This is a genomic window from Paenibacillus sp. GCM10027626 (genome assembly GCF_042676285.1).
In the GTDB taxonomy this organism is placed as follows: Bacteria; Bacillota; Bacilli; order Paenibacillales; family Paenibacillaceae; genus Paenibacillus_Z.
This window is the reverse complement of record NZ_JBHTHC010000005.1, coordinates 34,894-57,985: the sequence shown is the minus strand read 5'-3', so window position 1 is coordinate 57,985 and position 23,092 is coordinate 34,894. Positions and strand designations below refer to the sequence as shown.

The 23,092-nt window shown below is 54.3% G+C and carries 20 protein-coding genes and 3 pseudogenes; 21 read left to right on the top strand and 2 right to left on the bottom strand.

Going from position 1 to position 23,092, the window contains the following annotated elements:
• Positions 1-75: 75 nt before the first annotated feature.
• The 19 genes and pseudogenes from ACFQ0N_RS11765 to ACFQ0N_RS11675 all read left to right on the top strand — a co-directional run bounded on the left by ACFQ0N_RS11765 (position 76) and on the right by ACFQ0N_RS11675 (position 18,690).
• Positions 76-1,536, top strand: coding sequence for an extracellular solute-binding protein (locus ACFQ0N_RS11765; RefSeq protein ID WP_379326145.1), 1,461 nt, complete (start codon positions 76-78; stop codon positions 1,534-1,536).
• A 24-nt stretch (positions 1,537-1,560) separates the two neighbouring features.
• Positions 1,561-2,508: a carbohydrate ABC transporter permease gene (locus tag ACFQ0N_RS11760; protein ID WP_379326143.1), complete on the top strand. Its 948-nt coding sequence runs from the start codon at positions 1,561-1,563 to the stop codon at positions 2,506-2,508.
• 58 nt (positions 2,509-2,566) lie between these two features.
• Positions 2,567-3,403, top strand: a complete 837-nt coding sequence (locus tag ACFQ0N_RS11755; protein ID WP_379326141.1) for a carbohydrate ABC transporter permease — start codon at positions 2,567-2,569, stop codon at positions 3,401-3,403.
• A 40-nt stretch (positions 3,404-3,443) separates the two neighbouring features.
• The gene (locus tag ACFQ0N_RS11750) at positions 3,444-5,015 is read left to right on the top strand and encodes an FAD-dependent oxidoreductase (protein WP_379326139.1); all 1,572 of its coding nucleotides are present in this window, start codon (positions 3,444-3,446) and stop codon (positions 5,013-5,015) included.
• A gap of 79 nt (positions 5,016-5,094) precedes the next feature.
• Positions 5,095-6,114, top strand: coding sequence for an alpha/beta hydrolase family protein (locus ACFQ0N_RS11745; RefSeq protein WP_379326137.1), 1,020 nt, complete (start codon positions 5,095-5,097; stop codon positions 6,112-6,114).
• A gap of 113 nt (positions 6,115-6,227) precedes the next feature.
• Positions 6,228-9,269, top strand: a complete 3,042-nt coding sequence (locus tag ACFQ0N_RS11740; RefSeq protein ID WP_379326135.1) for a DUF4838 domain-containing protein — start codon at positions 6,228-6,230, stop codon at positions 9,267-9,269.
• Between the two features lie 445 nt (positions 9,270-9,714).
• On the top strand, positions 9,715-11,277 hold the full coding sequence (locus ACFQ0N_RS11735) for a hypothetical protein (RefSeq protein ID WP_379326133.1): 1,563 nt from the start codon (positions 9,715-9,717) through the stop codon (positions 11,275-11,277).
• Positions 11,278-11,284: 7 nt separating this feature from the next.
• A complete protein-coding gene (locus ACFQ0N_RS11730) occupies positions 11,285-11,947 on the top strand; it encodes an SGNH/GDSL hydrolase family protein (RefSeq protein WP_379326131.1) in 663 nt (220 codons plus the stop codon).
• A pseudogene (locus ACFQ0N_RS11725) lies at positions 11,944-12,222 on the top strand (N-acetylmannosamine-6-phosphate 2-epimerase); the annotation flags it as partial. The gene ACFQ0N_RS11730 and the pseudogene ACFQ0N_RS11725, both read left to right, overlap by 4 nt.
• 312 nt (positions 12,223-12,534) lie before the next feature.
• Positions 12,535-12,609: pseudogene (locus ACFQ0N_RS11720) on the top strand (tagaturonate epimerase family protein); the annotation flags it as partial.
• 35 nt (positions 12,610-12,644) lie between these two features.
• On the top strand, positions 12,645-12,860 hold the full coding sequence (locus tag ACFQ0N_RS11715; protein WP_379326129.1) for a helix-turn-helix domain-containing protein: 216 nt from the start codon (positions 12,645-12,647) through the stop codon (positions 12,858-12,860).
• Positions 12,833-13,324: a substrate-binding domain-containing protein gene (locus tag ACFQ0N_RS11710; protein ID WP_379326127.1), complete on the top strand. Its 492-nt coding sequence runs from the start codon at positions 12,833-12,835 to the stop codon at positions 13,322-13,324. Before ACFQ0N_RS11715 ends, ACFQ0N_RS11710 begins: the two co-directional genes overlap by 28 nt.
• Positions 13,325-13,593: 269 nt before the next feature.
• Entirely contained in the window at positions 13,594-13,725 is a 132-nt protein-coding gene (locus ACFQ0N_RS11705) for a hypothetical protein (protein WP_379326125.1), read from the top strand.
• Positions 13,726-13,779: 54 nt separating this feature from the next.
• Positions 13,780-14,409 (top strand): annotated as a pseudogene (locus ACFQ0N_RS11700) (amidohydrolase family protein); the annotation flags it as partial.
• Between the two features lie 122 nt (positions 14,410-14,531).
• Positions 14,532-15,170, top strand: a complete 639-nt coding sequence (locus ACFQ0N_RS11695; protein WP_379326123.1) for a hypothetical protein — start codon at positions 14,532-14,534, stop codon at positions 15,168-15,170.
• Positions 15,167-16,426 carry a Gfo/Idh/MocA family protein gene (locus ACFQ0N_RS11690; protein WP_379326121.1) on the top strand — a complete coding sequence of 420 codons (1,260 nt, stop codon included), beginning with the start codon at positions 15,167-15,169 and terminating at the stop codon, positions 16,424-16,426. Before ACFQ0N_RS11695 ends, ACFQ0N_RS11690 begins: the two co-directional genes overlap by 4 nt.
• A gap of 319 nt (positions 16,427-16,745) precedes the next feature.
• Positions 16,746-17,033 carry a sugar phosphate isomerase family gene (locus tag ACFQ0N_RS11685; protein WP_379326119.1) on the top strand — a complete coding sequence of 96 codons (288 nt, stop codon included), beginning with the start codon at positions 16,746-16,748 and terminating at the stop codon, positions 17,031-17,033.
• A 36-nt stretch (positions 17,034-17,069) separates the two neighbouring features.
• Positions 17,070-18,224: a GNAT family N-acetyltransferase gene (locus tag ACFQ0N_RS11680; protein ID WP_379326117.1), complete on the top strand. Its 1,155-nt coding sequence runs from the start codon at positions 17,070-17,072 to the stop codon at positions 18,222-18,224.
• Between the two features lie 313 nt (positions 18,225-18,537).
• Complete coding sequence (locus tag ACFQ0N_RS11675; RefSeq protein ID WP_379326658.1) at positions 18,538-18,690, top strand: hypothetical protein; 153 nt, start codon at positions 18,538-18,540, stop codon at positions 18,688-18,690.
• On the opposite strand, the gene asd is transcribed toward ACFQ0N_RS11675, so the two are convergent.
• A complete protein-coding gene (gene asd, locus ACFQ0N_RS11670; RefSeq protein ID WP_379326115.1) occupies positions 18,634-19,458 on the bottom strand; it encodes an archaetidylserine decarboxylase in 825 nt (274 codons plus the stop codon). The two genes, ACFQ0N_RS11675 and asd, sit on opposite strands and share 57 nt — an antisense overlap.
• Positions 19,459-19,708: 250 nt before the next feature.
• Between asd and pdxT the strand changes: the two genes are divergently transcribed.
• Positions 19,709-20,302, top strand: a complete 594-nt coding sequence (gene pdxT / locus ACFQ0N_RS11665) for a pyridoxal 5'-phosphate synthase glutaminase subunit PdxT (RefSeq protein WP_379326113.1) — start codon at positions 19,709-19,711, stop codon at positions 20,300-20,302.
• Between the two features lie 7 nt (positions 20,303-20,309).
• Complete coding sequence (gene hisC, locus ACFQ0N_RS11660; RefSeq protein ID WP_379326111.1) at positions 20,310-21,419, top strand: histidinol-phosphate transaminase; 1,110 nt, start codon at positions 20,310-20,312, stop codon at positions 21,417-21,419.
• Positions 21,420-21,550: 131 nt separating this feature from the next.
• On the opposite strand, the gene pdxR is transcribed toward hisC, so the two are convergent.
• Positions 21,551-22,969 (bottom strand): MocR-like pyridoxine biosynthesis transcription factor PdxR, encoded by a 1,419-nt coding sequence (gene pdxR / locus ACFQ0N_RS11655; protein ID WP_379326109.1) that lies wholly within the window; start codon positions 22,967-22,969, stop codon positions 21,551-21,553.
• Between the last annotated feature and the right edge of the window lie 123 nt (positions 22,970-23,092).

The window sequence follows — 23,092 nt, the reverse complement described above, 5'->3', positions numbered from 1 at the left end:
ATCGATCATTTACGGATTGCCGGAGCTCGTGGTACTTTTGCAGCGTGACAAATCAATCGCAATCAAGGAGGGTCCATGTTGAAGAGAAAGTGGAAGTCTGTCGCTGTCGCACTGATGCTCGCCATGCTATCCGCGGGGTCGATGGCGTGCGCCAAGGCGCAGAACGATTCGCAGGCAAATACGGGCAGTCCGTCTCCGTCGGGGACGGCGCCGCAAACGAACGTATACGCTGAGAACGGCTTGCCGAAAGATCAGAAAGTGACGCTGAAGGTCGGATTTTTCGAATCCGGCATGGGGCGGGAATGGTTCGACTACGCGATGGATACGTTCAAGCAGAAGTTTCCGAATGTCAGTTTCGAAGTGACGTACTCGCCGAAAATCGCCGAAATTATCAATACCAAAGTTGCGGCCAACAATGACGGCGACATGTTCGACATGTTCTCGGGCAGCCCGGCGAACCTCATTTCCTTGGCCCAGATGGGCAAGCTTGAGCCGCAGGACGATCTGTGGGACCGCAAAACGTACGACGGCAGCGGGGAGACGCTGAAGGAACTCGCGACAGAAGGGCAGTTCGAAGGGGCTCCCCGGATGATGAACACCAGCTATGTGTTTCCGAATTCCGCGACGGGCTCCGGCCTGTTCTTCGACAAGAAGCTGTTCGAGAAGAACGGCTGGAATCAAAATCCGAAAACATGGGACGAATTCGTCAAGCTGCTGGAGGATATCAAGGCGAAGGGCATCATTCCGATCACCTATCCAGGCATATACCCCAGTTATTTGGAAGGAGGGCTGTCCGGACCGCACAAGCTGTTCGAAATCGCCGAAGCGAACGGCACGTTAAGTACAGTCCAGGACAACTTCCGTCATTTTAGTTCGCCGTACTACACCTCTCCGGAAAATATCGAGCGCTGGAACAAAATTTACGAGCTTGGCCAAAAAGGATTTTTCCCGTCGGGCGTAGCCGCTTTGAATCATACGCAGTCGCAAATGCAAGTGCTGCAAGGCAAGGCGGCGCTCGTGTCCACCGGCGTATGGGTCGGCAATGAAATGAAAGAATCGACGCCTGCCGACTTCGTCTGGGGCTTCATGATCGTGCCGATGACCAACAAGCCTGACGATACGAAGTGGATGCGCTTGTCCGCGGGTGGCGGCATGCATTACATTTGGGCGGCCAAACCCGAGCTGAACAAGAAGTGGGCCAAAGAATTCAACGTCTGGACGTGGAACATGGATATTCAGCAGATGATCGCGGAGAAGGGCGGCATGCTGCCGATCCGCAAGGACTACATTGAGAACAAGGCGCGCGCGGATAAGCTGCAAAGCGCTCCGAAAGCGTTTCTGGAGTACATCAAAACGAACAAGGTGAGAGGCGAAAGCGGGTTTACGCTTGTGACTTTGACCGACCCGGCTTACGCCCAGGCGGTCAAAGTCATCAACGAATCGGTGACGCAAATTACGGAAGGCAAGCAGGATCCGCAGCCGAAGCTGCAGGAGGCGGAGGAACTGCTGAAGAAGGCGATGGCCAATCAGAAGTAGATGCCCGGAAAGGAGAGGTTTGGATTGAATCAGACAGCGTCATCAAACGAAATCCGGGTTTCTCGGCGCACACGATCGATCAATAAGGGGCAAACGCAAAAATGGATCTTTATCCTGCTATCGGTGACGCCAGCGTTCGGCGGATATCTGCTGTTTGCGCTATACCCCAACGTCCTGTCCGTCTATTATTCGCTGCTGGATTGGAACGGCATCGGCCAACCGAAATTCGTCGGGATGCTTAACTACACCCGGATGTTCGAGGATAAATATATGTGGCGGGCGCTTTCGCATAATGCTGTCTATATGGTTGCGATACCGATGCTGGTCATTTTCATTTCGCTGCTGCTTGCCTATATTTTGACGCATAAATCGTATCGGGGCTCGCAGCTGTTCAAGGTGCTGTTCTTCTTCCCGAACGTGCTGTCGTCGGTCGTCGTCGCTTTGCTGTGGGCGTTCGTCTATGACGGGAGCTTCGGACTGCTGAACTCCTTCCTGCGGCTGGTTGGCGTACCGATCGGGACGTTCTATTGGCTCGGCGACATCCGCACCGCGCTGTGGGCGATCATTCCGCCTTATGTGTGGGCCGGCGTCGGCTTCTATGTCATCATCTTCACTAATGCGATGCTGACCATTCCGAAGTCGCTGTACGAATCGGCCGTTCTGGAAGGCGCCAATCATATGCAGCGGCTGTTCCGGATCACAATTCCGCTGATCATGCCGATCGTTCGCATCGGCATCCTGTTCCTGATGCTCGGCGCATTGAAAGGCTTTGAGAAGACGCTCATCCTGACCAACGGCGGACCGGCCGGTTCGACCGACGTCATCGGGCTGTATATGTTCAATCTTGCTTTCGGCACCGAGTATCACAATTACGGATACGCTTCGGCGGTAGGAATGTTCATGTTTGTCGTGCTCGTCGTCTCGAAGCTGCTGCTCGACAAGTTCGTTCCCGATCGGCAAGTGGAATACTGACAAGCAACTATTTTCAAATGGGTTGAGCCCGTCAGGGCATGTAGAGGAGGAACCCGACTTGCGAGAAAAGCGGTCCTGGCCGGACATCCTGTGGTGGATTGCGCTCATCGCGTGGTCCGTCACGATCTTGTTCCCACTCATATGGGTATTCTATGAATCGCTCAAAACGAACCGGGAATTTTTCCAAAACGTATGGTCGCTGCCGGATACGCTTCATTGGGGCAATTATGCTGAAGCCTGGACGAAATACCAAATCGGCGCTGCGATGCTGAACACCTTGTATTATGTGGGACTGAGCCTCATCATCGGCTTGTTTCTGACTACGCTGAACGCCTATACGCTTACCCGCCTCGAATTCAAGGGCCGCAAGCTGCTCTGGGGCGTCATCATGCTGTCGTTGTTCCTGCCGGGCATCAATGCGCTCATTCCGCAATACGTGCTGATGCGCGATCTGCACTTGACGAACAGCCTTACGGGACTTGTCGTCTTGGACAGCCTGGGGGAGAGCGTCTTCTTCCTGATGCTGCTCGGCGGTTTCCTGCGGTCGCTGCCGAAGGAACTGGAGGAGAGCGCCTTCATGGACGGAGCGACGCTGTTTCAGGTGTTCTTCCGCATCATACTGCCGCTCTCCACGCCGGGGATCGTCACCGTCGCCATTTTTAAGTTCATGTCCCTGTACAACAATTTCCTGGCGCCGTTCATTTACTTGAGCGATCCGAAGAAATATACGATCGGTGTCAACATGTATCAGGCGAATCAACTGATGAGCTACACGGCGGATTGGGTGACGATGTTCGCGGGCGTACTGATCGCGATGATTCCGTCGGTTGCGGCGTTCGTCTTCTTCCAGCGGTGGATTATGGAAGGCGCGACATTGGGGTCCGTAAAAGGGTAGGACCCGGGAGGCAAACGCGAACAACCGGAGGTTATGCTGAATGATACAAGAAAGAAAAGCCGACGTCCTGATCGTCGGCGGCAGTTTCGGCGGGTGCGCCGCAGCGCTTGCGGCAGCCCGGCTCGGCAAAACGGTCGTCATGACCGAGGAAACGGACTGGATCGGCGGCCAGGCGAGCAGCCAGGGCGTGCCGCCCGACGAGCACCGGTGGATCGAGCAATTCGGCTGCACACGCAGCTACAGGCAATTTCGCAACGGCGTTCGCAGCTATTATCGTACGCGTTTTCCGCTTACTGCGAATGCGCGGGCCGAAGCGCATTTGAACCCGGGCAACGCGCTGGTCAGCCGCATCAGCCATGAGCCGCGAACGGCGACGGCGGTGCTGCAGGAGATGCTCGCGCCTTACGTGCATAGCGGCCGGCTGATTATCCTGCTCAAGCACACGGCGGAGCGGGCGGAAACGGATGGCGACACAGTCCGCTCCGTCACTGTGCGCTGCCTCGAGTCGGGCGCCCGCACGGCCATTGCGGCCCCGTATGTGTTGGATGCGACGGATTGCGGGGATCTCCTGCCGCTTGCCGGCGCGGAATACGTAACGGGAGCGGAAGCGCGCGATCGGACGGGCGAGCCTCATGCGCTTGCGGGCGCCGCCGATCCGGCGGATATGCAGGCGATCACGTATTGCTTCGCGATGGATTACATGCCGGGGGAAGACCATACGATCGCGAAGCCGGACGATTACGACGATTGGCGCCGGTACCGTCCCGATTTTTGGCCGGGGCCGTATTTGGATTGGACCGGTCCGCATGTGGTGACGCTTGCGCCTCGTCGATATACGCTGTTCCCGGAAGGGGACGATTTCCCGCTGTTTGCGTACCGCCGGATTATTGACGCGGCCAACTTCGCGCCCGGCGCGTACGCCGGCGATATGACGATCGTCAACTGGCCGCAAAACGATTACTTCGTCGGGCCGATCATCGACGTGTCCGCGGAAGAGAAGGAGCGCCATCTGCGCGGTGCCAAACAATTGAGCCTGTCTCTTCTGTATTGGCTGCAGACGGAAGCGCCGCGCGCGGGCGGCCAAGCCGGGTATCCGGGCTTGCGGCTGCGCAAGGACGTGTTCGGCACCGAGGACGGATTGGCCAAGTATCCTTATATTCGCGAATCGAGACGAATCTGCGCCGAGTTTACCGTGCTCGAGCAGCATATCGCCAGAGCTTGCCGCGCCGACGGCCGGGCGGAGAAGTTCGCGGACTCCGTCGGAATCGGTTTCTATGCGATGGATTTGCACCCGAGCACCGGCAACCGCAATTATATTCACGTATCTCCGTTTCCGTTCCAAATTCCGCTTGGCAGCCTCATTCCAGTTCGTCTGAACAATATGCTTCCGGCATGCAAAAATATCGGCACGACGCATATAACGAACGGTTGTTACCGGCTGCATCCGGTCGAATGGAATATTGGCGAGGCAGCCGGCTTGCTGGCCGCCTACTGCCTCGACAAGCAGGCGAAGCCGCGCGATGTGCTGCATGATGCCGGCTTGCTCGGCGAGTTTCAGCAGCTGCTCATGCTGCAAGGCATCGAGCTGGAGTGGTCGTTTACGCCAGGGTAAATATATCTCGGAGGCCGGAGCCGACGCAGCATGAACGGGCAGTCGCATTCCCGGCCGGTACCGACAAAGGAGGACTGACGTGGCTTACGCGTCTTACGATGATTTCGATCGTTCAGGCAAACGGATCGTTGTGCGGGAGGCAAAGCATTCGCCGTTCTGCGATCTCATTTATTACGAATCGTCCCGGGACCCCGGATTGATCTTGGCTGCGCGCATCGTGAAGCCGGAGCGGCCGTCCTATATCGTGGCGGGAACGCATGGCTGGCACGCCAGTCTGTCGCGTTACGAGCCGATGGAAGCTCCGGACCCGGCGAACCGATACTTACGTATCGAAGTCGACATGCGGGGGAGAGCGTACTCCGGCGGCGCGGCGGATTGCAACGGCTGGGAACTGCTCGATGTCGTCGACGCCATCGAGTATGCCAAGAAGCATTATGCCGAATATATCCTCGACCCGGATGTCGTGTATTTCGAGAGCGGAAGCGGCGGAGGAGGCAACGCGCTGGCGATCGTCGGCAAATTCCCCGATTATTTCGCTGCGGCGACGGCGTTTTGCGGCATCTCCGACTACGCGCACTGGTACGAGAACGATACTGTCGGCGAATTTCGCGACGACATGGAGCCGTGGATCGGCTGCGCGCCGACGCATAATCGCGACGCTTACCGAGCGCGCAGTGGGCTGCATCTGCTGGATAATTTGCACACGCCGATCTATTTGGCACATGGCGACAGCGACAGCCGGGTGCCGGCGATCCATTCGCGGCAGCTTGTGCAGCGGGCGAAGCAGCTTGGGAAGGGGGCGCTCGTCCGTTATGACGAGCTTCCCGGCGTCGGCGCCAAGCATCATTGGGATGGCGCGTCGGACGAACAGCTTGCGGCGATATTCGCCGCTAGCGACCTCAACCGGCTGGACCACCGCCAGCCGGTCGGGCTGCCGCCGCAAGGGCGGCTGGTCGTAGGCGGCTACGTAATGACGAAACGATTCTCTGTCGTGCTTGACTCGCTCGACCGGATGGCGGCGGTGGACTACGATTTGCGTTCCGATACTTTCGTCGTGGCATGCGCTGAACCGTGCGCGTATACGATCAGGCGGTATTAGCGCAGGAAGGATCGAGAAGCGCGAAAGAAGGAGGTCGTGACGTAATCGCGGCATGCAAGAGAGCCGGAAAACGCAATCGAGTGTTAACCAACAACGGAAAGGTGTGATTCACGATGAGAAGAGCGTACCGTAAGCTCATTGCTGCCTGGATATGTCTCCTGCTTCTGTTTTCGCTGTTCCCGACGCTATCGTCTCCCGTGCCGGTTGCTGCAGAACGTGCTGCGTTACCCACGATATCTTCCGGCGCTCCCGTCACGACGGCGACTTATACGGACAGCTCGCTTCCCGTCGCTGTCGGCGGGCAAGCGCAAGCGGTCGTACTTGTGCCTCCGAATCCGGCGGGAAACGGTTCGAACGTGCCAGGCTGGCAGGCGGTTGCGACCAAGGCGAATATCACCGCGAGCAACGCCGTCAGCTATAGCGGCGCCTACAGCTTGTATATCAACGACAACGACAACCGCGCGTATGCCATGCAAAGCGACAATGTGGCGGCAACGTCCGGTCACAATTACACGGTCAGCCTGGCTACTTACTTGGCAACGGGCACGAAGCCGACCGTGTACCTGCGATTTTACGACGCGTCCCTGACGTTGTTGACCCAATATGCAATGACCGTCGGCGATTCCGGCCTATGGAAAACGGACGCGATGACGAAGACGGCCCCGGCGGGAACGGCATTTGCCGCCATCCGACTATACTGCGACACGGCCGGGATGCGGAGCGTCTACTTCGACGACGTATCCTTCACGGACGCGGGCAATGTCAGCCTGCCGCTGAAGAACGGCGGCTTCGAGCAGTTCGCGAATACGGGCGGAGACCGGCTCGTAGAATACGTGCGCAAAGCGACGGGCGTCGAATTGCCGGTGATGACCGAGCAGGGGCTTCTGGCAAGCGCCGCAACTTATGCCGGGTATACGCGGATTTACGTAGGGATGAAGCCGGCGGCTGGCGATGCGCATGTCGACGCGTGGCTTGCGAATCTCGACAGCCAAGGGTTCCTGATCCACCCGGACGGAAGCAATATCGTTATCATCGGGCCCACCAACTGGGGTACGTTAAACGGCGTATCCGATTTCCTCGAGCGCTATGTCGGGGTACGCTGGCTGATGCCCGGACCGAGCGGCGAGGACGTGCCGCAGTTGACGGGTTTATCGGTGCCCGCGGACGACGTGCGCGAGCAACCCGCTTTTGCCAACCGGCTGATCAGTCCCGCTTACGGCTCTCCAGATGCGGGAGGAACGACGCAAGCGCTCAATCTGTGGGCGCAGGAGAACAAGCTGCAAGGGCTCTATAACCGGACACTCGAATTCCAGGAAAACCTGCATCAGCTGTTCAAAGTGGAGGATTATGGCGTGACGCATCCGGAATATTATCCGAATGGCAGTCCGCCCGCAGCCGGCGTTCGCTCCGGTTGGCAGCCATGCTTCTCGGTGCCGGGAACCGTCGACGCGGCCGTAAATGGCATCAAAGCTTATTTTGCCGTCAATCCGAACGCGACATCATATTCGCTCGGGGTAAACGATGCGGGCGGATTTTGCGAGGCGACTCCGTCTACGCCTAAGAACTCGATGGGATTCGCCGATATGTCGGATCTGTACTATGCGTGGGTGAACGATGTCGTCGGGCAGGTGCTGCTGGACTATCCGGACAAGTGGTTCGGACTTCTCGCCTACCGCGAGGTTGCCGATCCGCCTTCCTTTCCGCTTAATGCTCGTGTGGTTCCGTTCATCACAAAGGATCGGATGGCATGGATCGACGACACTATCAAAACGGACGAACAGCTGAACATGGACGCTTGGAAGACAGTGGCGGATCAACTTGGCTGGTACGACTACATGTACGGTTCGCTTTACTTGCTGCCGCGCACGTTCAACCACATTATGGCCGACAATTTGCAATATGCGCATGACAGCAGCGTAGCAGGCAGCTATACCGAAATGTATCAAAATGCCGGCGACGGTCCGAAGGCGTGGCTACTCGCCAAGCTGTTGTGGAATCCCGACCAGGACGTAGACCTGCTGCTGCAGGAATGGGCGGAACGGGCAGTCGGACCGGCGGCGGCCCCTGATTTGCTGGCATATTACGATTGGTGGGAAGCGTTCTGGACGGAACGTATTAAAGGATCGGCTTGGTTCGAGAAGCGAAAAACGAACGTGTATCTCGATTTCGTGAACGCTTCGTATCTGAATCTTGTCACCGAGCAGGACATGGCGCATAGCAAGCAGCTGCTGGATAATGTCGTCGCCAAGGCAGCAAGTCCCGCGCAGCAGGCGCGCGCCAACATCTTGCATCAAGCGTTCGATTATTATGCGTTGACGGTGGACAGCTTCCCGCGCAAAACCGATCCGGTCGCGACCGAAGCGGAAGCGCTTGATCTGCTGGACGATCTGCAGACGTCGATTGACGTCCGGCTGCAGGATGCCGCGTCGCGACATGCGCTGATGACCGCGTTCGACAGCGAGCCGGCGCTGCGCATGGTGCTGAAGCCGAGCATCGATTGGACCGGCTGGAACGGGTTCGAATTCGCCGACTTGGCCGGTTATTTGGCAGCGAACGAACCGTCGGGTGGCACGGTGACCGATGCCGTATATGCGCTCGCGAATGCCGGCACGCCTTCCAATATACGCAACTTCGCACGATTGCTGCAGGTGGCGCAGCAAGGAGCGGCAACGAACCTCATGCAGAACCCGTCGTTTGAGTCGGGGACGACGACCGCCGATTCGTGGGCGCCGTGGATCGAAGGGACGGGAACGGTTGCACGAGTAACCGGAACGGCGTACAGCGGAAGCGCCAGCCAGCGGGTAACGGGTTTAATTGCCGGCGCCAAACGCGGAGGCACGATTCAGGTCATCCCTGTCCAAGCCGGGTTGACTGCCGCTCAAATCTATTACTATACGCCGGTAGGCACGTCAACCGGCAATATCCAATTGCTGCTTCAGCTGCGGGATGCGTCCGGCAACCGGCTTGCCTCGCTGCAGACGGTCCGGGTTGACTTGGCCGCTACGGCGGGACAATGGTCGTCCATCGGACTGTTGGACGTCGTCCCGGCGACCGTGAACGGGAAAGCTGTCGTGGACGCGCAATTCGTCGTTGCCGTAGACGAATGCGACGACATCTATCTGGACGACGCCAAGCTGCACCAACTCGCGGATTAAACCCGCGAGGCACGAGGAGTCGATCCCAGCCGCTTGGAAAGCACGAACGGCAATACACGCGGACATGGAGGCATATATGGAAAAACCGAAAGTGGCAGTCATTACTGCCGGAGGCAGCGATTTGCTGCGGCTGCTGCAGCGGCAGCATGCCGAGGTTGTCGTGATGGGACCCGACGAAGCAGCGGCGGAACAGCTCGTTGCGTTCGACGCCGTCGCGCTGCTCGGCGGCACGGACGCGCAGCCGCTGCTGCTGCCGGCCGCTGTGCGCAACAAAGTCGAAGCGGCGATGCGGCGGGGCGCCAAAGTGTTCGCCGAATACGTCGGCAGCATCGGACACGTCTATTGCGCGCAGCCGGAAATCACGCGGTACGATCGGCTGGTAGTAAGCGCGGGAAGCGCGATCGACGGGCTGGAAGACGGCATGCTTCTCGACGATCAGTGCGGGATGCGGGCCAGGCCTTACGCCGTGTCGTGCAGCCATGCCCGCCCGCTGCTGCAATACGTGCGGCAGCATGCGCACGACCACGTAGAACTGACGGCGGAGCTGCTCACGGACGTATCCGGGCGGGCGCTCTGGTTCGACTATCCGGACGACCGGCTATTGATCGCTTCGTTCCGGTTTTGCAATTTCATCCAAGCAAGGATGGCACCGCAGGCGACGGCTGTGAAACTGGCGGCGTTCGTGCTCGGCTGGCTGCTCGGCGCAACGGTCCAAACGGACGGTCTGTCGTTCGTGTACGCCACGCGCGCCTGCGACGAGCAAGAAGCGCTGCTGCCGCAGGTGGAGGCTTGTGCGCGCCGGGCGCTCGGCTGGTTCGAGCGTTCGGGCGTTGTCAGCGCCGAAGGGCGAAATGGCGCGCTGGAAGGTCCGGCGTCCGAGGTGTACGCGGACGGCACGCAGCGGATGAGTACAATACATCGGGTCGATTGCATCGGCGAAATTGCGCTGCCGTACATGCTGCACCATCTGCTGACGTCCGATAGCCGCAGTTTGCGGATTGCTGGCAACTTGCAGGACCATCTGTACGAGCAGTACGTATGCCGGGACGACGAATGCTGGCATGGCATGATGCGCTGGACGGAGGAGGCGTGGGGCGTGTGTTACCAGGACGACGTTGCCCGGGCGGTCATCCCGCAGCTGCTGAAATGCCTGTATATGGACAGTGACGAGCATCTGGCGGACATCGCGACAGCGCTGCGGTTTCTCGTTCGGACGACCGGCACCGATGGTACGCGGGTGTTCCGCACCGTTAACAGCCGGCTCGACGCGGCAGCGATCGAACGGCTTGCCAGCGCGCCCGGAAATTTGCCCAGCGCGCATTACAACGCCTACTATCACGCTGCGCTGCTGCTCGCATACAAGCTGACCGGCGAGCAGTCGTTCCGCGATACCGCGGTTCGCGGCCTGACGACGATGATGGCCGCATACCCCGATACGAGACGGGAGCAGAGCCAGACGCAGGAGTATTGCCGATTGATTATGCCGCTCGCCTGGCTGTACTGGGTGACGGGGGAGCGGGTGCATAAGGAGTGGCTTTACCGGGTCACGGCAGATCTGCAGACGTTCCGCCATCCTTCCGGCGCTTATATCGAGTGGGATGAAGGCTACCGGGCGGCGATGCGGCATGCGGTCGGCCAGGGGGAAAGCTCGCTGCTTGCGCGCAACGGCGACCCTGTCGTCGATTTGCTGTATTCGAACAATTGGCTGCCTTCCGCTTACATTCAAGCTTATTACGTGACGGGAGATCCGATGTTCAAAAGCTTGTGGGAAAGCAGCGCACGATTTTTCATATCCGCGCAGCTGCATAGCGCCGATCCGGCGCTTGACGGAGCCTGGGCCCGGGCATTCGACGCCGACAGACGGGAAGTATTCGGCTCGCCCGCCGATTCCGGCTGGGGGCCATGGTCGATCGAATCGGGCTGGACCGTGGCGGAAGTCGCCTCTGGCTTGCTGATGGGGCTGCTGGAAGAGCGGCTGCGGCCGCATTACAATCACGAATGGGAGTAGAACAGCGATGAAAATTGCCGGATTCGGCGACAGTATAACGGCAGGGTTGTTCGTTGCCGCGGAAGACGCTTATTTGTCCCGCTTGGCGGTGCAATGGGCGGCGGAAGCCGTCAACGCCGGCGTACCCGGCAATACGAGCGCGCAGGGGCTGTCACGCTTCGAACGCGACGTGCTCGACCGGCGGCCGGACGTATGCGTCGTCGCGTTCGGCATGAACGATCATACGGCCGTGGCGGCGAATACGGCGAAAGTTCAGCTGCCGGCATTCGAACGCAATCTCGCGCTCATCTGCGGGAAGCTGCTTGCGGTACGGATCGTTCCTGTGCTGTGCACGATTCATCCGATTCTCGAGGGGGACGGCGAGCATTATTACTACAGCCGCCACCCTCGGGAGTGGTATGTGCGCCCGGCAGGCGCTCAAGCGTGGATCGACGCTTACAATGAAGCGGTGCGCCGAGTAGCGGGTTCCGTCGGCGCGGCCCTTGCCGATGTCGCTCGCTGCTGGGAGCGGTACGTGGAGCGTGGCGGGGAGGTGGCCGACCTGTTGCGTACGCGCGCAAACAGCGGGTCCGATGACGGCGTCCACCCGACCGCGGAAGGACACCGGCTGTACGCAACGTGTATTGGCGAAGCGATGCGGAACCAGATTCTGAAGGGGGAAGGCAAATGACCTATTTTTATCCCGGCAAAGGCTTGATCGTCTCCTGTCAGGCTCTTCTTGGGGAGCCGCTGTACGGCTATACAATGATGGCGATGATGGCAAAGGCGGCGGTCATGGGGGGCGCCGTCGGCATTCGCGCCAACGGAGCGCGGGATATCCACCCGATCAAGCGGACCGTGGACGTTCCGGTGATCGGGCTGAACAAACGCAGGGTACAGGGATCGGATATTTACATCACGCCCGAGCTATCGGATGTCATCGCCGTTGTGGAGGCCGGGGCGGACGCTGCTTGGCAGCATGACACTACTCTTTGCGGTCATGATCGCACAAGCATGTCTCCTGTACCCACGCATAGAAGGCTCAATTCAGACTATCAAGAAAATGTTATTGAATTTGTTGATTATTAATTTTAGAAGAAGAGTAGGGAGTTCTAGACTATGGGATGGTTAGATAAGAATGAGGGAGTGATTTTGAAAATATTAACAGCCATATTCGCCGGATGGGGAACCGGTTTAATTTTTGCCGGAGAATATGTTCAGGCAATCGAAAGTTTATTAATTGGCACTTTAATTTATGGTTTTCGCAGGTCCAGGCCGGCGCCACGTTTTTGCGGCGAGTTTCAGAAGGGCATCGATTACATTGGCGATATCGCTCAGTTCGAGCGTGAGCTGCGCTGGCGAAAGTTTCTCCCGCTACGGTTTCTCGCGTGCTTAGCAATAGCAACTATCCGGTCAGCAAATCTTTGCAGGATAAAATTCGGCGCATTGCCGAGGAGTACAACTATATTCCCAATTCACTGGGGAAACAATTAAAGACAAACGCAACAACTACGATCGGGGTTATCATTCCATCATCAATCCTTTTTACTCTTCGATTGTTTTCGGAATTGAAGAAGTGGCCCGGGAAAACAACTATACCGTGATTACATGCAACACTTTGCAGGACCCGGCACTTGAGGATGAATATATCCGGGCCGTCATGGAGAGGCAGATCAAGGGTTTGATCATTTCTTCGATTGCTCCTGATAAAGCCATGCTCGGCAACTGCATCAAGATGGGATTAAACGTCATTGCCATCGATCAGGTGATTGAAGAGGAACATGTTTCCCAGATTAAGTTCGATTATCGGAAAGGCGGGTATATGGCCACGAGGCACCTGCTGGAAAAGGGGCATACCCGAATCGGATACGCAACTTCCAAGCTGGACAGGCCCAGCCGCAAGAGCATTTTCAAAGGTTATGAGGATGCTATGAAGGAAGCGAATCTTGAGCCGTTCGTAGCGGAAGCGAAAAAAATAAGGGGGGGAGACACTACGCCGTTTGATATTGTCCTGCAGCCCCGGCTACTTGAACGCAGTTCTGTCGGAAACAAGCCGGCCAAAGATTAGCTGGTGTGAGCCTTGCACTCTTCCTGCAGCCTCAGGAAGAATGCCCGGTATATGTTGCTTGATTCCGGCACCTCGGGCGAATCTCCCCGGCGAATGAGAAGCGGCTTGGCTGACTTCTTCCCAAAGATCGGTACGCCCGTCCGAAGCTTTCGCGCTTCGGTGAAATTTCTTTTTTTGCCTGACATGTAGCATTATACAAAACAGAGTGTTATACTAAAAGAAATCGATTTCTATTAATTTGCTATCCATGGAAAGGGTACCATGAACGCATGCGTCAAGCGTTCGCTGCGCTGTCCGCATACTGCCATTCAAGTCAGTATGCAAGCGATTCAATCATCGGCATTCATATGGAAGGTCCCTACTTGTCCGGCGTAGACGGCAGCAGGGGGGTGCACCCGTAAGAACATACCCGTAATCCAAGCTGGGATGAATTCCAGCGCTTTCAGGAGGCTGCGGGCGGACTCATTACGATGGTTACGCTTGCGCCTGAACGTCCGGGTGCCATTTCTTTTCTCGAAAAATTAACGGAGCAAGGCGTGGTCGTCGCCATTGGGCATACGGCTGCAACCGAAGCTGAGCTTGACCAGGCCGTGCGCGCCGGAGCCAAGCTCTCCACGCATTTGGGCAATGGCTCCCAGACGATGCTGCCCCGCCATCCGAACTACATCTGGACGCAGCTCGCCGATGACCGTCTCTGGGCAACATTTATTCCGGATGGACATCATTTGAGCCCGAGCGTACTGAAGGCGATGACGAGGGCGAAACGGGAAAAAACGATTTTCGTCAGCGACTGTACCCAGTTTGGCGGAATGGCGCCGGGGCGTTATCAAAGCCTGATCGGCGGCTTCGCTCGATATGGAGATCGCTTGTGCGCTTCGTTATACGGATATATGAAGCTGCCGGAAGCTGTGGAAGCGGCAACGCTCAGGCCGGCTCAGGTGATGGGGCTTTCCTCGCTGGGACGGATAGAGATCGGCCGTCCGGCTCATCTGACTTTGTTCCGATGCGATCAGGATCATGAGGGGGCAGTAACGGTAATAGAAACCGTTGTATCGGGGAAAATGGTATTTCGCCAACCACGTTAGCTGTTGATGAAAGCGAATACAGCCAAAACGAAAGATATGTGGTATGATAAGAAAAAGAAATCGATTTCTTTGAAAATCAGCAGGTGTCCTCTCGGGAGCGGTGCGAGCTGAATCCTCGCTGTGTGGAGATAGGCGTAGCCGACGATTTGCACGTCGGGTATGTACTATGGTGGTCCCAGCCCGATCTGATGAACAGCGGGTATTTATTTCGCTCATGCGACAGCGAAGCCGGGGAAGTTAAGACGGTGGTCGTTGCCGTATGGGCGGGCGGCATAGGCAATCTTCGGCAGCATTGGTCCTGGACTAAGGAAACATGCGCGCTTGGGAAATGTGTGCTAGTAGTAAACGGCTCGGGAACAGGTCCGCACGAGCCGTATCTGATCTACGGCAAACCGGCTCGTCGACTGTTCGGCGTCATGCATAAGCTGACGGATGATCTGCTCTGGCTCGGCGACAGCTTGGCGGCGATCCGCACGTATGATATCATCCGTTGCGCCGATGTAATTCGGGAGCTCGATGAATGTCATGACGCTGTAATCGAGTTTTATACGGTTGGCCGTCATGGTCTATATGTTCAATTGGCTTCTGTTCTCGATGACCGAATAGAAGTCCCGGCAATCGATGATGCATTTGACGGCAGCATAACAGATAGGGTCAAGGCGCGGGAATATGAGACCGAAGATAGTATGAGCTTCGTAATCCCGGGAATTCTTCAATATCTCGACTTGCCTGAACTTCGGAGAAAGGGTGATCAACAATGACTACACCGATTACGATAACGCTGGTAGGAGCCGGATTGCGCGGCATGATTTACAGCGGATACGCCCATAAACGTCAACAGGAGATGAGGCTGGTAGCGGTAGCTGAGCCCGACGAGTTCAAGCGAAACCGGGCCCGCGACACATTTGGTATTGCGGAAGACAAGTGTTATGAAAGCTGGGATGAACTGTTTGCCCAGCCCCGTCAATCCGATGTCGTCTTTATTTGTACGAGGGACCGCGATCATTTCGAGCCGGTGATGAAAGCTTTGGAGGCGGGCTACCATGTTCTGCTAGAGAAGCCGATGTCCCCAAGCTGGCAGGAGTGTATCGAGATGGAACGATTGGCGGCGGAAAAAGGCCTTTTGTTAACCATCTGCCACGTGCTGCGTTATTCGCCTTTCTTTCAGACGATCAAGCAATTGCTTGACGAGGGCCGGATTGGCCGTCTCATGTCTATCCAGCACAATGAGAATGTCGGATACTGGCATCAGGCGCACAGTTATGTTCGCGGCTATTTCAACAGCGAGGACAGATCGAGTCCGATGATTTTGGCTAAGTCCTGTCATGATCTGGACCTGATTCAATGGTTCGCCGGCGGAACATGCACAAGTGTATCCTCGTATGGGCATCTGTCGTATTTCCGTCCGGAAAATGCGCCGCCGGGAGCGCCCAAGTTTTGTATAGACGGCTGCCCGGTAGCCGATACATGCGTGTATTACGCTCCCGATACGTACCTCATTGAGAATGGCGGCTGGAAAGCGGAAGCGGCCAGCCGAGACTCAAGCTACGAGGCGCGCTACAAGGCGATGAAGGAAGGACCGTTCGGACGCTGCGTATTTCAAAGCGATAACGATGTGGTCGACCATCAGGTCGTCGCCATGGAATTTGACAACGAGGTTACTGCTGTCTTCACGATGAGCGCCTTCACGGAAAAGTGCAACCGGACGCTCAAGCTGATGGGTACGATAGGTGAAATTCGGGCATCAATGGAGACAAATGAGATTGAGATCCGCCTGTTCGGCAGTGGGAAGCAGGAGCTGATCAAGCTGGTGGACCCGGAAGGACATGTCGGTCATGGCGGCGGGGATAAGCGGCTCGTCAACGATTTTGCCAAAATCGTTCGCGCTCACCAGGAGCAGCAGCATCATGGCTCGATCTCGTCGGCTAAAGCATCCGTGCAAAGTCATCTGATGGGTTTTGCGGCGGAGCGGTCTCGTAAAGAAAAAAGAATGGTTCGCTTGGACGAATTCAAATAGGGAGGAAGCCAGTAACATGCAAATCAATCTTTTTGAAAATGCGGATTTGTCCGGGAAATGTTTCATTTGGATGAATATATCGATTTTCCGGAATCACACCCGGCCAGCTTCCGCCAATATTTAAAGGTACGTTTCCTAGAGCATGAACGATTAAACAGGCATGGCTTGTAAACGGAGAGGTCGATCCGGCTGAGGATGTGCACCGCCTGATTGAGGAGCTGGCAAAAGCGCCTGTCGATCTCGCTTTGATTGGAATTGGCGAGAATGCGCATGTCGCCTTTAACGATCCTCCGGCCGATTTCGATACGGAAGATCGTTCATGATCGTCAACCTGAACGAGACTTGCAAGCAGCAGCAGGTCAATGAGGGATGGTTTGCGACAATTAATGACTTGCCGAAGCAGGCGATTACGATGACGGTCAAGCAAATCCTGAAGAGCCGTCACATCGTCTCGGTTGTGCCGCATCAGGCGAAAGTCGAAGCGATCAGCAACACCATTTCCCCGGAAGTAAATTCGAATTACCCGTCAACCATACTGAAAACACATTTGGACTGGAGACTGTTTCTGGATAAGCAATCGTCATCCAAGATTTATGTGTGGTCGTAACTGACGAATGAACTACGTCTTGTGGAGGTTTGGACCATGGCAACCGTACGCATGTTAACAGATGACGAGGTGCAAGAAGCCGTTGCATTGGTCGATGGGGTGTTCCGCGATGCGGAACAAACTTCGATGGGCAAGGCGTATCCGTTTATTTTTGCCTCGTCGGAGGCGCATCAATCCTATGGTGCATTTGATGAGGAGGGTACGCTGGTCGCCTTCATGGGGATCGTCCCTTGGACCATTCGCATCGGCGAAGCGAGCATTCAAGCGTTTTCGCTTGGATCTGTATGCACATTGCCGGAAGCAAGAGGTCAAGGGTATGCGAGCGCGATTTTGCAGCAAGTCTACCGTCACATTCGGCAAGCCGGCGCTTCTTTATTGCTGATATCCGGGAATAAATCGTTATATGCGAAATCGGGATGCGTGCCGTTCGGGCGGATGCACCGATACAGGCTGGATGAGGAATCGGCAGCAGGCTTATTACGCAGCGGGCTTGGCGAAACGACGCACATTCGGGCCATGTCGGCCACGGATCTATTCGCTTTGCAGCGTGTAGCGTCGAGCAGAAATGTGCGTTACGAGTTAAGCACGCGCGATTTAGGAGCGCTAATTAAGGCAGAGGGGTTCGCCAGCAACAAAAAGCAGACGCATCGGTTGCTGGTAGCGGAAACGTATGGAACGGTAACGGCGTTTGTGGTTGTCGGCGTTTCGATTGAGCAGGGGGTGCCCGGCTTGGTGATTGAACAAGCGGGCGATCCCTCGGCTGTTGCCCGGCTTGCTGCGGAAGCGGTTGAGCGATTCGGTTTGTCGTACTTGGATTTTCCCGTACCGTGGCATGAACAGGCGCTGATCAAGCAGCTTTCACGTTTCGATGTGCCCTTCACGCTGAGTAATCATTCGGGCACGATCAAGATTATGGACGGGGATGCCTTGCTCGCGCAGCTGCGCCCGTGGCTCGAGAATCGGCGGCCGGGCAGCATGGCCGGGCTTCGCCTCACGCAAACGGATGAAAGCAGCTGGCTTCTGCACAGATTGGGGGACAAACCGCCGGTTGCTATATCAGACCAGGATTTGGTCAGGTTGGTCTTTGATTGCGCCTCCATAAGTGAGCAGTCATTGCCAACGGAGCTCGGTTCACTTGCGGACTTATTTCCGGTTCCGCTGCCGCACACCGTCGGGTTATGTTACATCTGATCAAAAGACGGAGACCACACGAACAACATTCTTACCGAATGATGATTCATGTGGTCTCTTTTTTAGTTATTTCAATAGGTGCTGCCGTCTTGGTTTTCGCGGCTAGGCAGGCATCATCAACCGGGAATTCGAAAGACCTGATCGGCCACAGTTGAAGTGGTTAGCTCATTCAGCGACGCCACGTTCCTCGTTGATTCCGCTGTGTTGGCATGAAACCCGCGAACCGGCTTATTCCGGCCACGACTGCCAGAAGAAAATAATGTTTTAGACTGAAAAATAAAGTGTTAGACTCAGTAAATAAAGTTGTAGAGCCATAGTCGAACTGATGCAACCTTATGGTGTGTTGGAACTATGTCGAGCGGGCACCATTGCAATGACCCTTATTTCGTCATTTAGACGCTGTACGTTGTTAGTCGCACACGTCCGTTTTCTGTGCGTTCTGAAAGCGTGCTCCCCAATAGCCTAGTGGTTCACCTACATGTACCTGGCTTCCTAAACATAGATCTTTGAGAAATTCGAAGGCTCCGTTCTCAACGAAAAGAACAACGGTTGACCCGAACTCAAAATAAGCAAGCTCATCCCCTTTATTGAGATGGGTCGCGAGCGAGTTCGTATACTTGATACTGCTTACGTTCATTGCACCGACTTTAACGATGGATAAAATGCCGTATAGATGCCCCATATAGGTGATCAGTCGCTCGTTACGACTTAATACTTTGCTCATATGCTTTAACCCAAACTCGTTTACGGGATACGTTCTTCCTAAAATATGGTTCTTCGCAATGATCGTTCCAGTAACCGGTGAGTGAACGCGATGATAATCAGATGGACTCAAATAAAGTACAATAAAGAAACCTCCACGATATCTGTTAAAGGCTGGAGCAGAAACCAACAACTCGTCCGTAGTATAATTCTGGCCTTTAACATGGATTGCACTTTTATCGTCTATTCGACCTATTCCGGTAATGGTACCATCCACGGGGCTGACTAACGCGGCGCTATTTTGATCAATCGGACGAAGGCCGTCCTTCAAACGTCGAATAAAAAACTCATTTAATGACTGATAAGCTTTCAAAGGCTTTTCCGCATCCTCGATACGAATCCCGTACGCTCTCGAATACCAGGGAAGAAGCCAGCGGCTGGCTCTTGTTTTAGTAAATGACCCGATCAACTTTGAGGACCATTTATGAGATGTCAGTTCAGTTAACGTATGAAATAAACGTTGAATTGCCATAAGTATCGCCAACTTTTCTTTGATTATAAAATGATTTAAGAAGCATTATATGACAGGGTTTCAAGTCGCATCAATTATGATTTGCCTATCGTAATGATAGGCTTGCTCGAGTCATAGGAAAAAACTATTGTTTTTATAATATTAACGGAATGGTCTTATCATAAATTCGATATTATACTCAATTTATGATCTTGTATCCGAGATTTCCAATTTTCAAGTAAATAAATAGCATGCAGGAACGAGGGGCATTATGGAAACGAAAATAGGCGTTTTAGCACTGCAAGGGGCAGTGGACGAGCATCTGAACATGATTCGTGAGGTGGGTGCAATTGGCATCGCCATTAAACGAAAAGAACAATTAACCGGTATTGATGGCATAATTATTCCTGGAGGTGAAAGCACAACAATAGGGAAAATGATGAGGAAATATGGGTTTATCGAGGAGATTCGATCGTTTGCCATGTCTGGAAAACCTGTATTTGGTACCTGCGCAGGTCTGATTGTACTTGCCAATGAAATAGATAGTGGTGAGGAAGCTCATCTTTCTCTCATGAATATGAGAGTATCCCGCAATGCCTTTGGACGGCAGAAAGAAAGCTTCGAAACCGTTTTGTCGATAAAAGGTATCCCTCAACCTGTTCGGGCCGTATTTATTCGAGCCCCTCTAATCCAAAAGGTAGGCATTGGTATCGAGGTTTTAGCAACCTATCATGACCGAATTGTAGCAGCAAGACAAGGACTTTTACTAGCGACCTCCTTTCATCCCGAATTGACTGATGATACTTCATTACACTCCTATTTTTTACAAATGGTTCTTGAATCAAGAAGTAGCGAGAAAGGGTGAGAGACGGATGAAACCGAAAATGAATGTTCTACATTTGCCTGTATACCAGCCGGGGAAACCAATTGAAGAAGTGAAGCATGAATTGGGTTTGACGGAGGTGGTCAAGCTAGCCTCTAACGAAAATCCATTTGGTTGCTCGCAAAGTGCGATTGAGGCAATTCGTGTAGAAATGGAAAACATCCATTACTATCCAGACGGCGAAGCTGGTGCATTGCGGCTCAAGCTGGCTGAGATGCTCGATGTTCAGCTCAATCAGATTATTTTAGGCGCAGGGTCGGATGAGGTGATTCTTATGGTGGCTCGTGCCTATTTGGTTGCGGGGGATGAGACGATCATGTCGACGCACACTTTTCCCCAATACAAACATAATTCGGAGATAGAAAACGCAGTCTGCATTGAGGTCCCACATAATAAAGAGGGGAAACATGATCTCCATGGCATACTGTCAAGACTGAGCGAGCGAACCAAAATTGTCTGGATTTGCAATCCCAATAATCCGACGGGAACGATGGTTAGTCATGCTGAATTGGAGCGCTTTTTGCGCCTGATTCCGCCGCATGTGCTCGTCGTGGTGGACGAAGCCTATTCCGATTATGTCACGCATAAAGATTATCCGGATGGGCTTCGTCTGTTGAAGGACTATCCTAATCTTGTTCTACTCCGGACATTTTCGAAAATATATGGGCTGGCCTCCATGCGAATTGGATACGGGATCGGACACCCTGATGTGATCCGTACAATCAATCAGGTCAGAGAACCGTTTAATACGAGTCGATTCGCACAGGCAGCAGCCTTTGCTTCGCTGGAAGATCAGGCGTTCGTCGAGAGATGCCGTATGCACAATCGGGAAGGGATCATTCAACTCCGTTCAGAATTTGACAATATGGGATTACGTTATTTCGAACCGCATGGCAACTTTATCTTGGTTGATGTACAACGCCCGTCCAAAACCATGTTTGATGAGTTGCTTAAGAAAGGTGTTATCGTACGGGGAGGTCACGCCCTAGGCTTTCCAACCCACATCAGAGTAACGGTTGGAAGTGCTGAACAGAACGATAAGTTTTTGAGATCGCTGCGAGAAGTCATGACTGTTCTCTCAGTTACGGAGAATGATTGAAGGTAACATTTGTCCATAGCAGGAAGGAGACGAAAATAGTGATTATCACTAATAGGAACAATAGGGAAAGTCAAGAGCCGCGAATCTTTTTGAAGAGACGGCGGCTCTTTTATTGATCTTACCTATACACGCTACAAAACGGTTTCAGCCAATCGATACATGCCTTCCACGATAAGCCTTTCGTCTACCTTGGCAAAGCCTAATACCCACCCTTTGCGTCTGCTCTCCAGACAATAGGATTGAAGTTGGTGTACTCGAACTCCGCCCTGAAGCGCCCGGAGGGTCATCGTATCCTCGTCAAACGATTCATCCGCTTCCAGTAGTACATGCAGGCCGGTCTCAATCCCTCGCAACGTGAACTTGTTTCCGAGACCACTGGCTATAATCGCCTTTTGCATGATTTCATGACGGCGTCTATAGATATTTCTGGCTCGTCGCATATGGCGCATAAAATACCCATGCTCGATGAAATGTGCCAGTGCCAACTGTTCCATGATCGGGAGGTGGCGATAGGTGAAGGCTTGCACACGAGCCAGTTGTGCAATCGCTTCGGCAGGGCCGATGATAGCGGATATGCGAATGCCCGGCATGGTCAATTTCGAGAAACTTATTAAATAGAGACAATTTTGTGGAAGTTGGCTAAATAAAGTGAGCATCGGGTCTCCACGATACCGGAATTCACTATCGTAATCATCCTCGACAATCCATGCACGTTGCTGAGCGGCTCTATGCAAAAGCTGCTGTCTGCGTGGTTCTGATAACATTACACCTACGGCACACTGATGAGCAGGGGTTACAAGTATGAGCTTCGCATCAGAGGGTATCTTCTCTACGACAAGACCGTACTCATCAACAGGAACAGGAGCAACCTTCATTTGCCGGTGTTTCATCGTCATCCAAGCAACGGGATAGCCGGGGTCCTCGACGGTTATGGTATCGCCTTTAGTCAAAAGGGTTTGTGCGATGAGATCAATACTGTGCTGAGCTCCGGATGTTAGCAAGATTTGATTCGTTTGAATATGAATCCCACGTTCTAGCGATAAATAACGTTGGATCTGTCGGCGTAACGGCTCGAAGCCATAAGCATCCCCGTAGAACCAGGAAGAAACATTGAATCGGGAAGAGGCATTCAAATACGATTTGCGCCACGTTTTTAACAAATGCGTGTCCACAAAAGGTTGATAGGGACTAAAATCAATGACCGATTCCTGGTTATCCTTACTTCTAAACCATTGTTGCGATTGTTCGATCAGCAAAGGCAGCTCAGGTAGCTGTGGCGGATCTAGTGAGGGAGCGGATTTATCAGTGATCTGAATCCAATCATTGACACGTGTCCCCCCACGGCCTGATGTTACCGTATAACCGCGGGTTAGGAGTTCGTCATATACAATTTGGATGGTGGAACGAGACACTCTCAACTGTTGAGCAAGCTCTCGAGTAGGTGTTAGAAGTTCCCCTGGCTTCCAGATGCCATTGTTAATATGAGCGATTGCCTGATCGAGCAATTGTTGCCATAGAGGTCTTTTATCATCCCGGTTTACTTTCAGCAATTCGATCCCCCCTTTACATATTGAAATGAAATTAGCGCTTTTTGGATTGTTTGAATAAATGGTTTTTGGATGTTAGTGACCAATCCATCTACTGATATACTAGCATAGTGTTCTTCATCCATG

Bases quoted from the DNA above. Each gene is read 5' to 3' on its own strand.
- ACFQ0N_RS11765 (WP_379326145.1), top strand. From the start codon at position 76: ATGTTGAAGAGAAAGTGGAAGTCTGTCGCTGTCGCACTGATGCTCGCC.
- ACFQ0N_RS11750 (WP_379326139.1), top strand. From the start codon at position 3,444: ATGATACAAGAAAGAAAAGCCGACGTCCTGATCGTCGGCGGCAGTTTC.
- ACFQ0N_RS11740 (WP_379326135.1), top strand. From the start codon at position 6,228: ATGAGAAGAGCGTACCGTAAGCTCATTGCTGCCTGGATATGTCTCCTG.
- ACFQ0N_RS11735 (WP_379326133.1), top strand. From the start codon at position 9,715: ATGCGGGCCAGGCCTTACGCCGTGTCGTGCAGCCATGCCCGCCCGCTG.
- ACFQ0N_RS11730 (WP_379326131.1), top strand. From the start codon at position 11,285: ATGAAAATTGCCGGATTCGGCGACAGTATAACGGCAGGGTTGTTCGTT.
- ACFQ0N_RS11705 (WP_379326125.1), top strand. From the start codon at position 13,594: ATGCGTCAAGCGTTCGCTGCGCTGTCCGCATACTGCCATTCAAGTCAG.
- ACFQ0N_RS11690 (WP_379326121.1), top strand. From the start codon at position 15,167: ATGACTACACCGATTACGATAACGCTGGTAGGAGCCGGATTGCGCGGC.
- ACFQ0N_RS11685 (WP_379326119.1), top strand. From the start codon at position 16,746: ATGATCGTCAACCTGAACGAGACTTGCAAGCAGCAGCAGGTCAATGAG.
- ACFQ0N_RS11680 (WP_379326117.1), top strand. From the start codon at position 17,070: ATGGCAACCGTACGCATGTTAACAGATGACGAGGTGCAAGAAGCCGTT.
- asd (WP_379326115.1), bottom strand. From the start codon at position 19,458: ATGGCAATTCAACGTTTATTTCATACGTTAACTGAACTGACATCTCAT.
- pdxT (WP_379326113.1), top strand. From the start codon at position 19,709: ATGGAAACGAAAATAGGCGTTTTAGCACTGCAAGGGGCAGTGGACGAG.
- hisC (WP_379326111.1), top strand. From the start codon at position 20,310: ATGAAACCGAAAATGAATGTTCTACATTTGCCTGTATACCAGCCGGGG.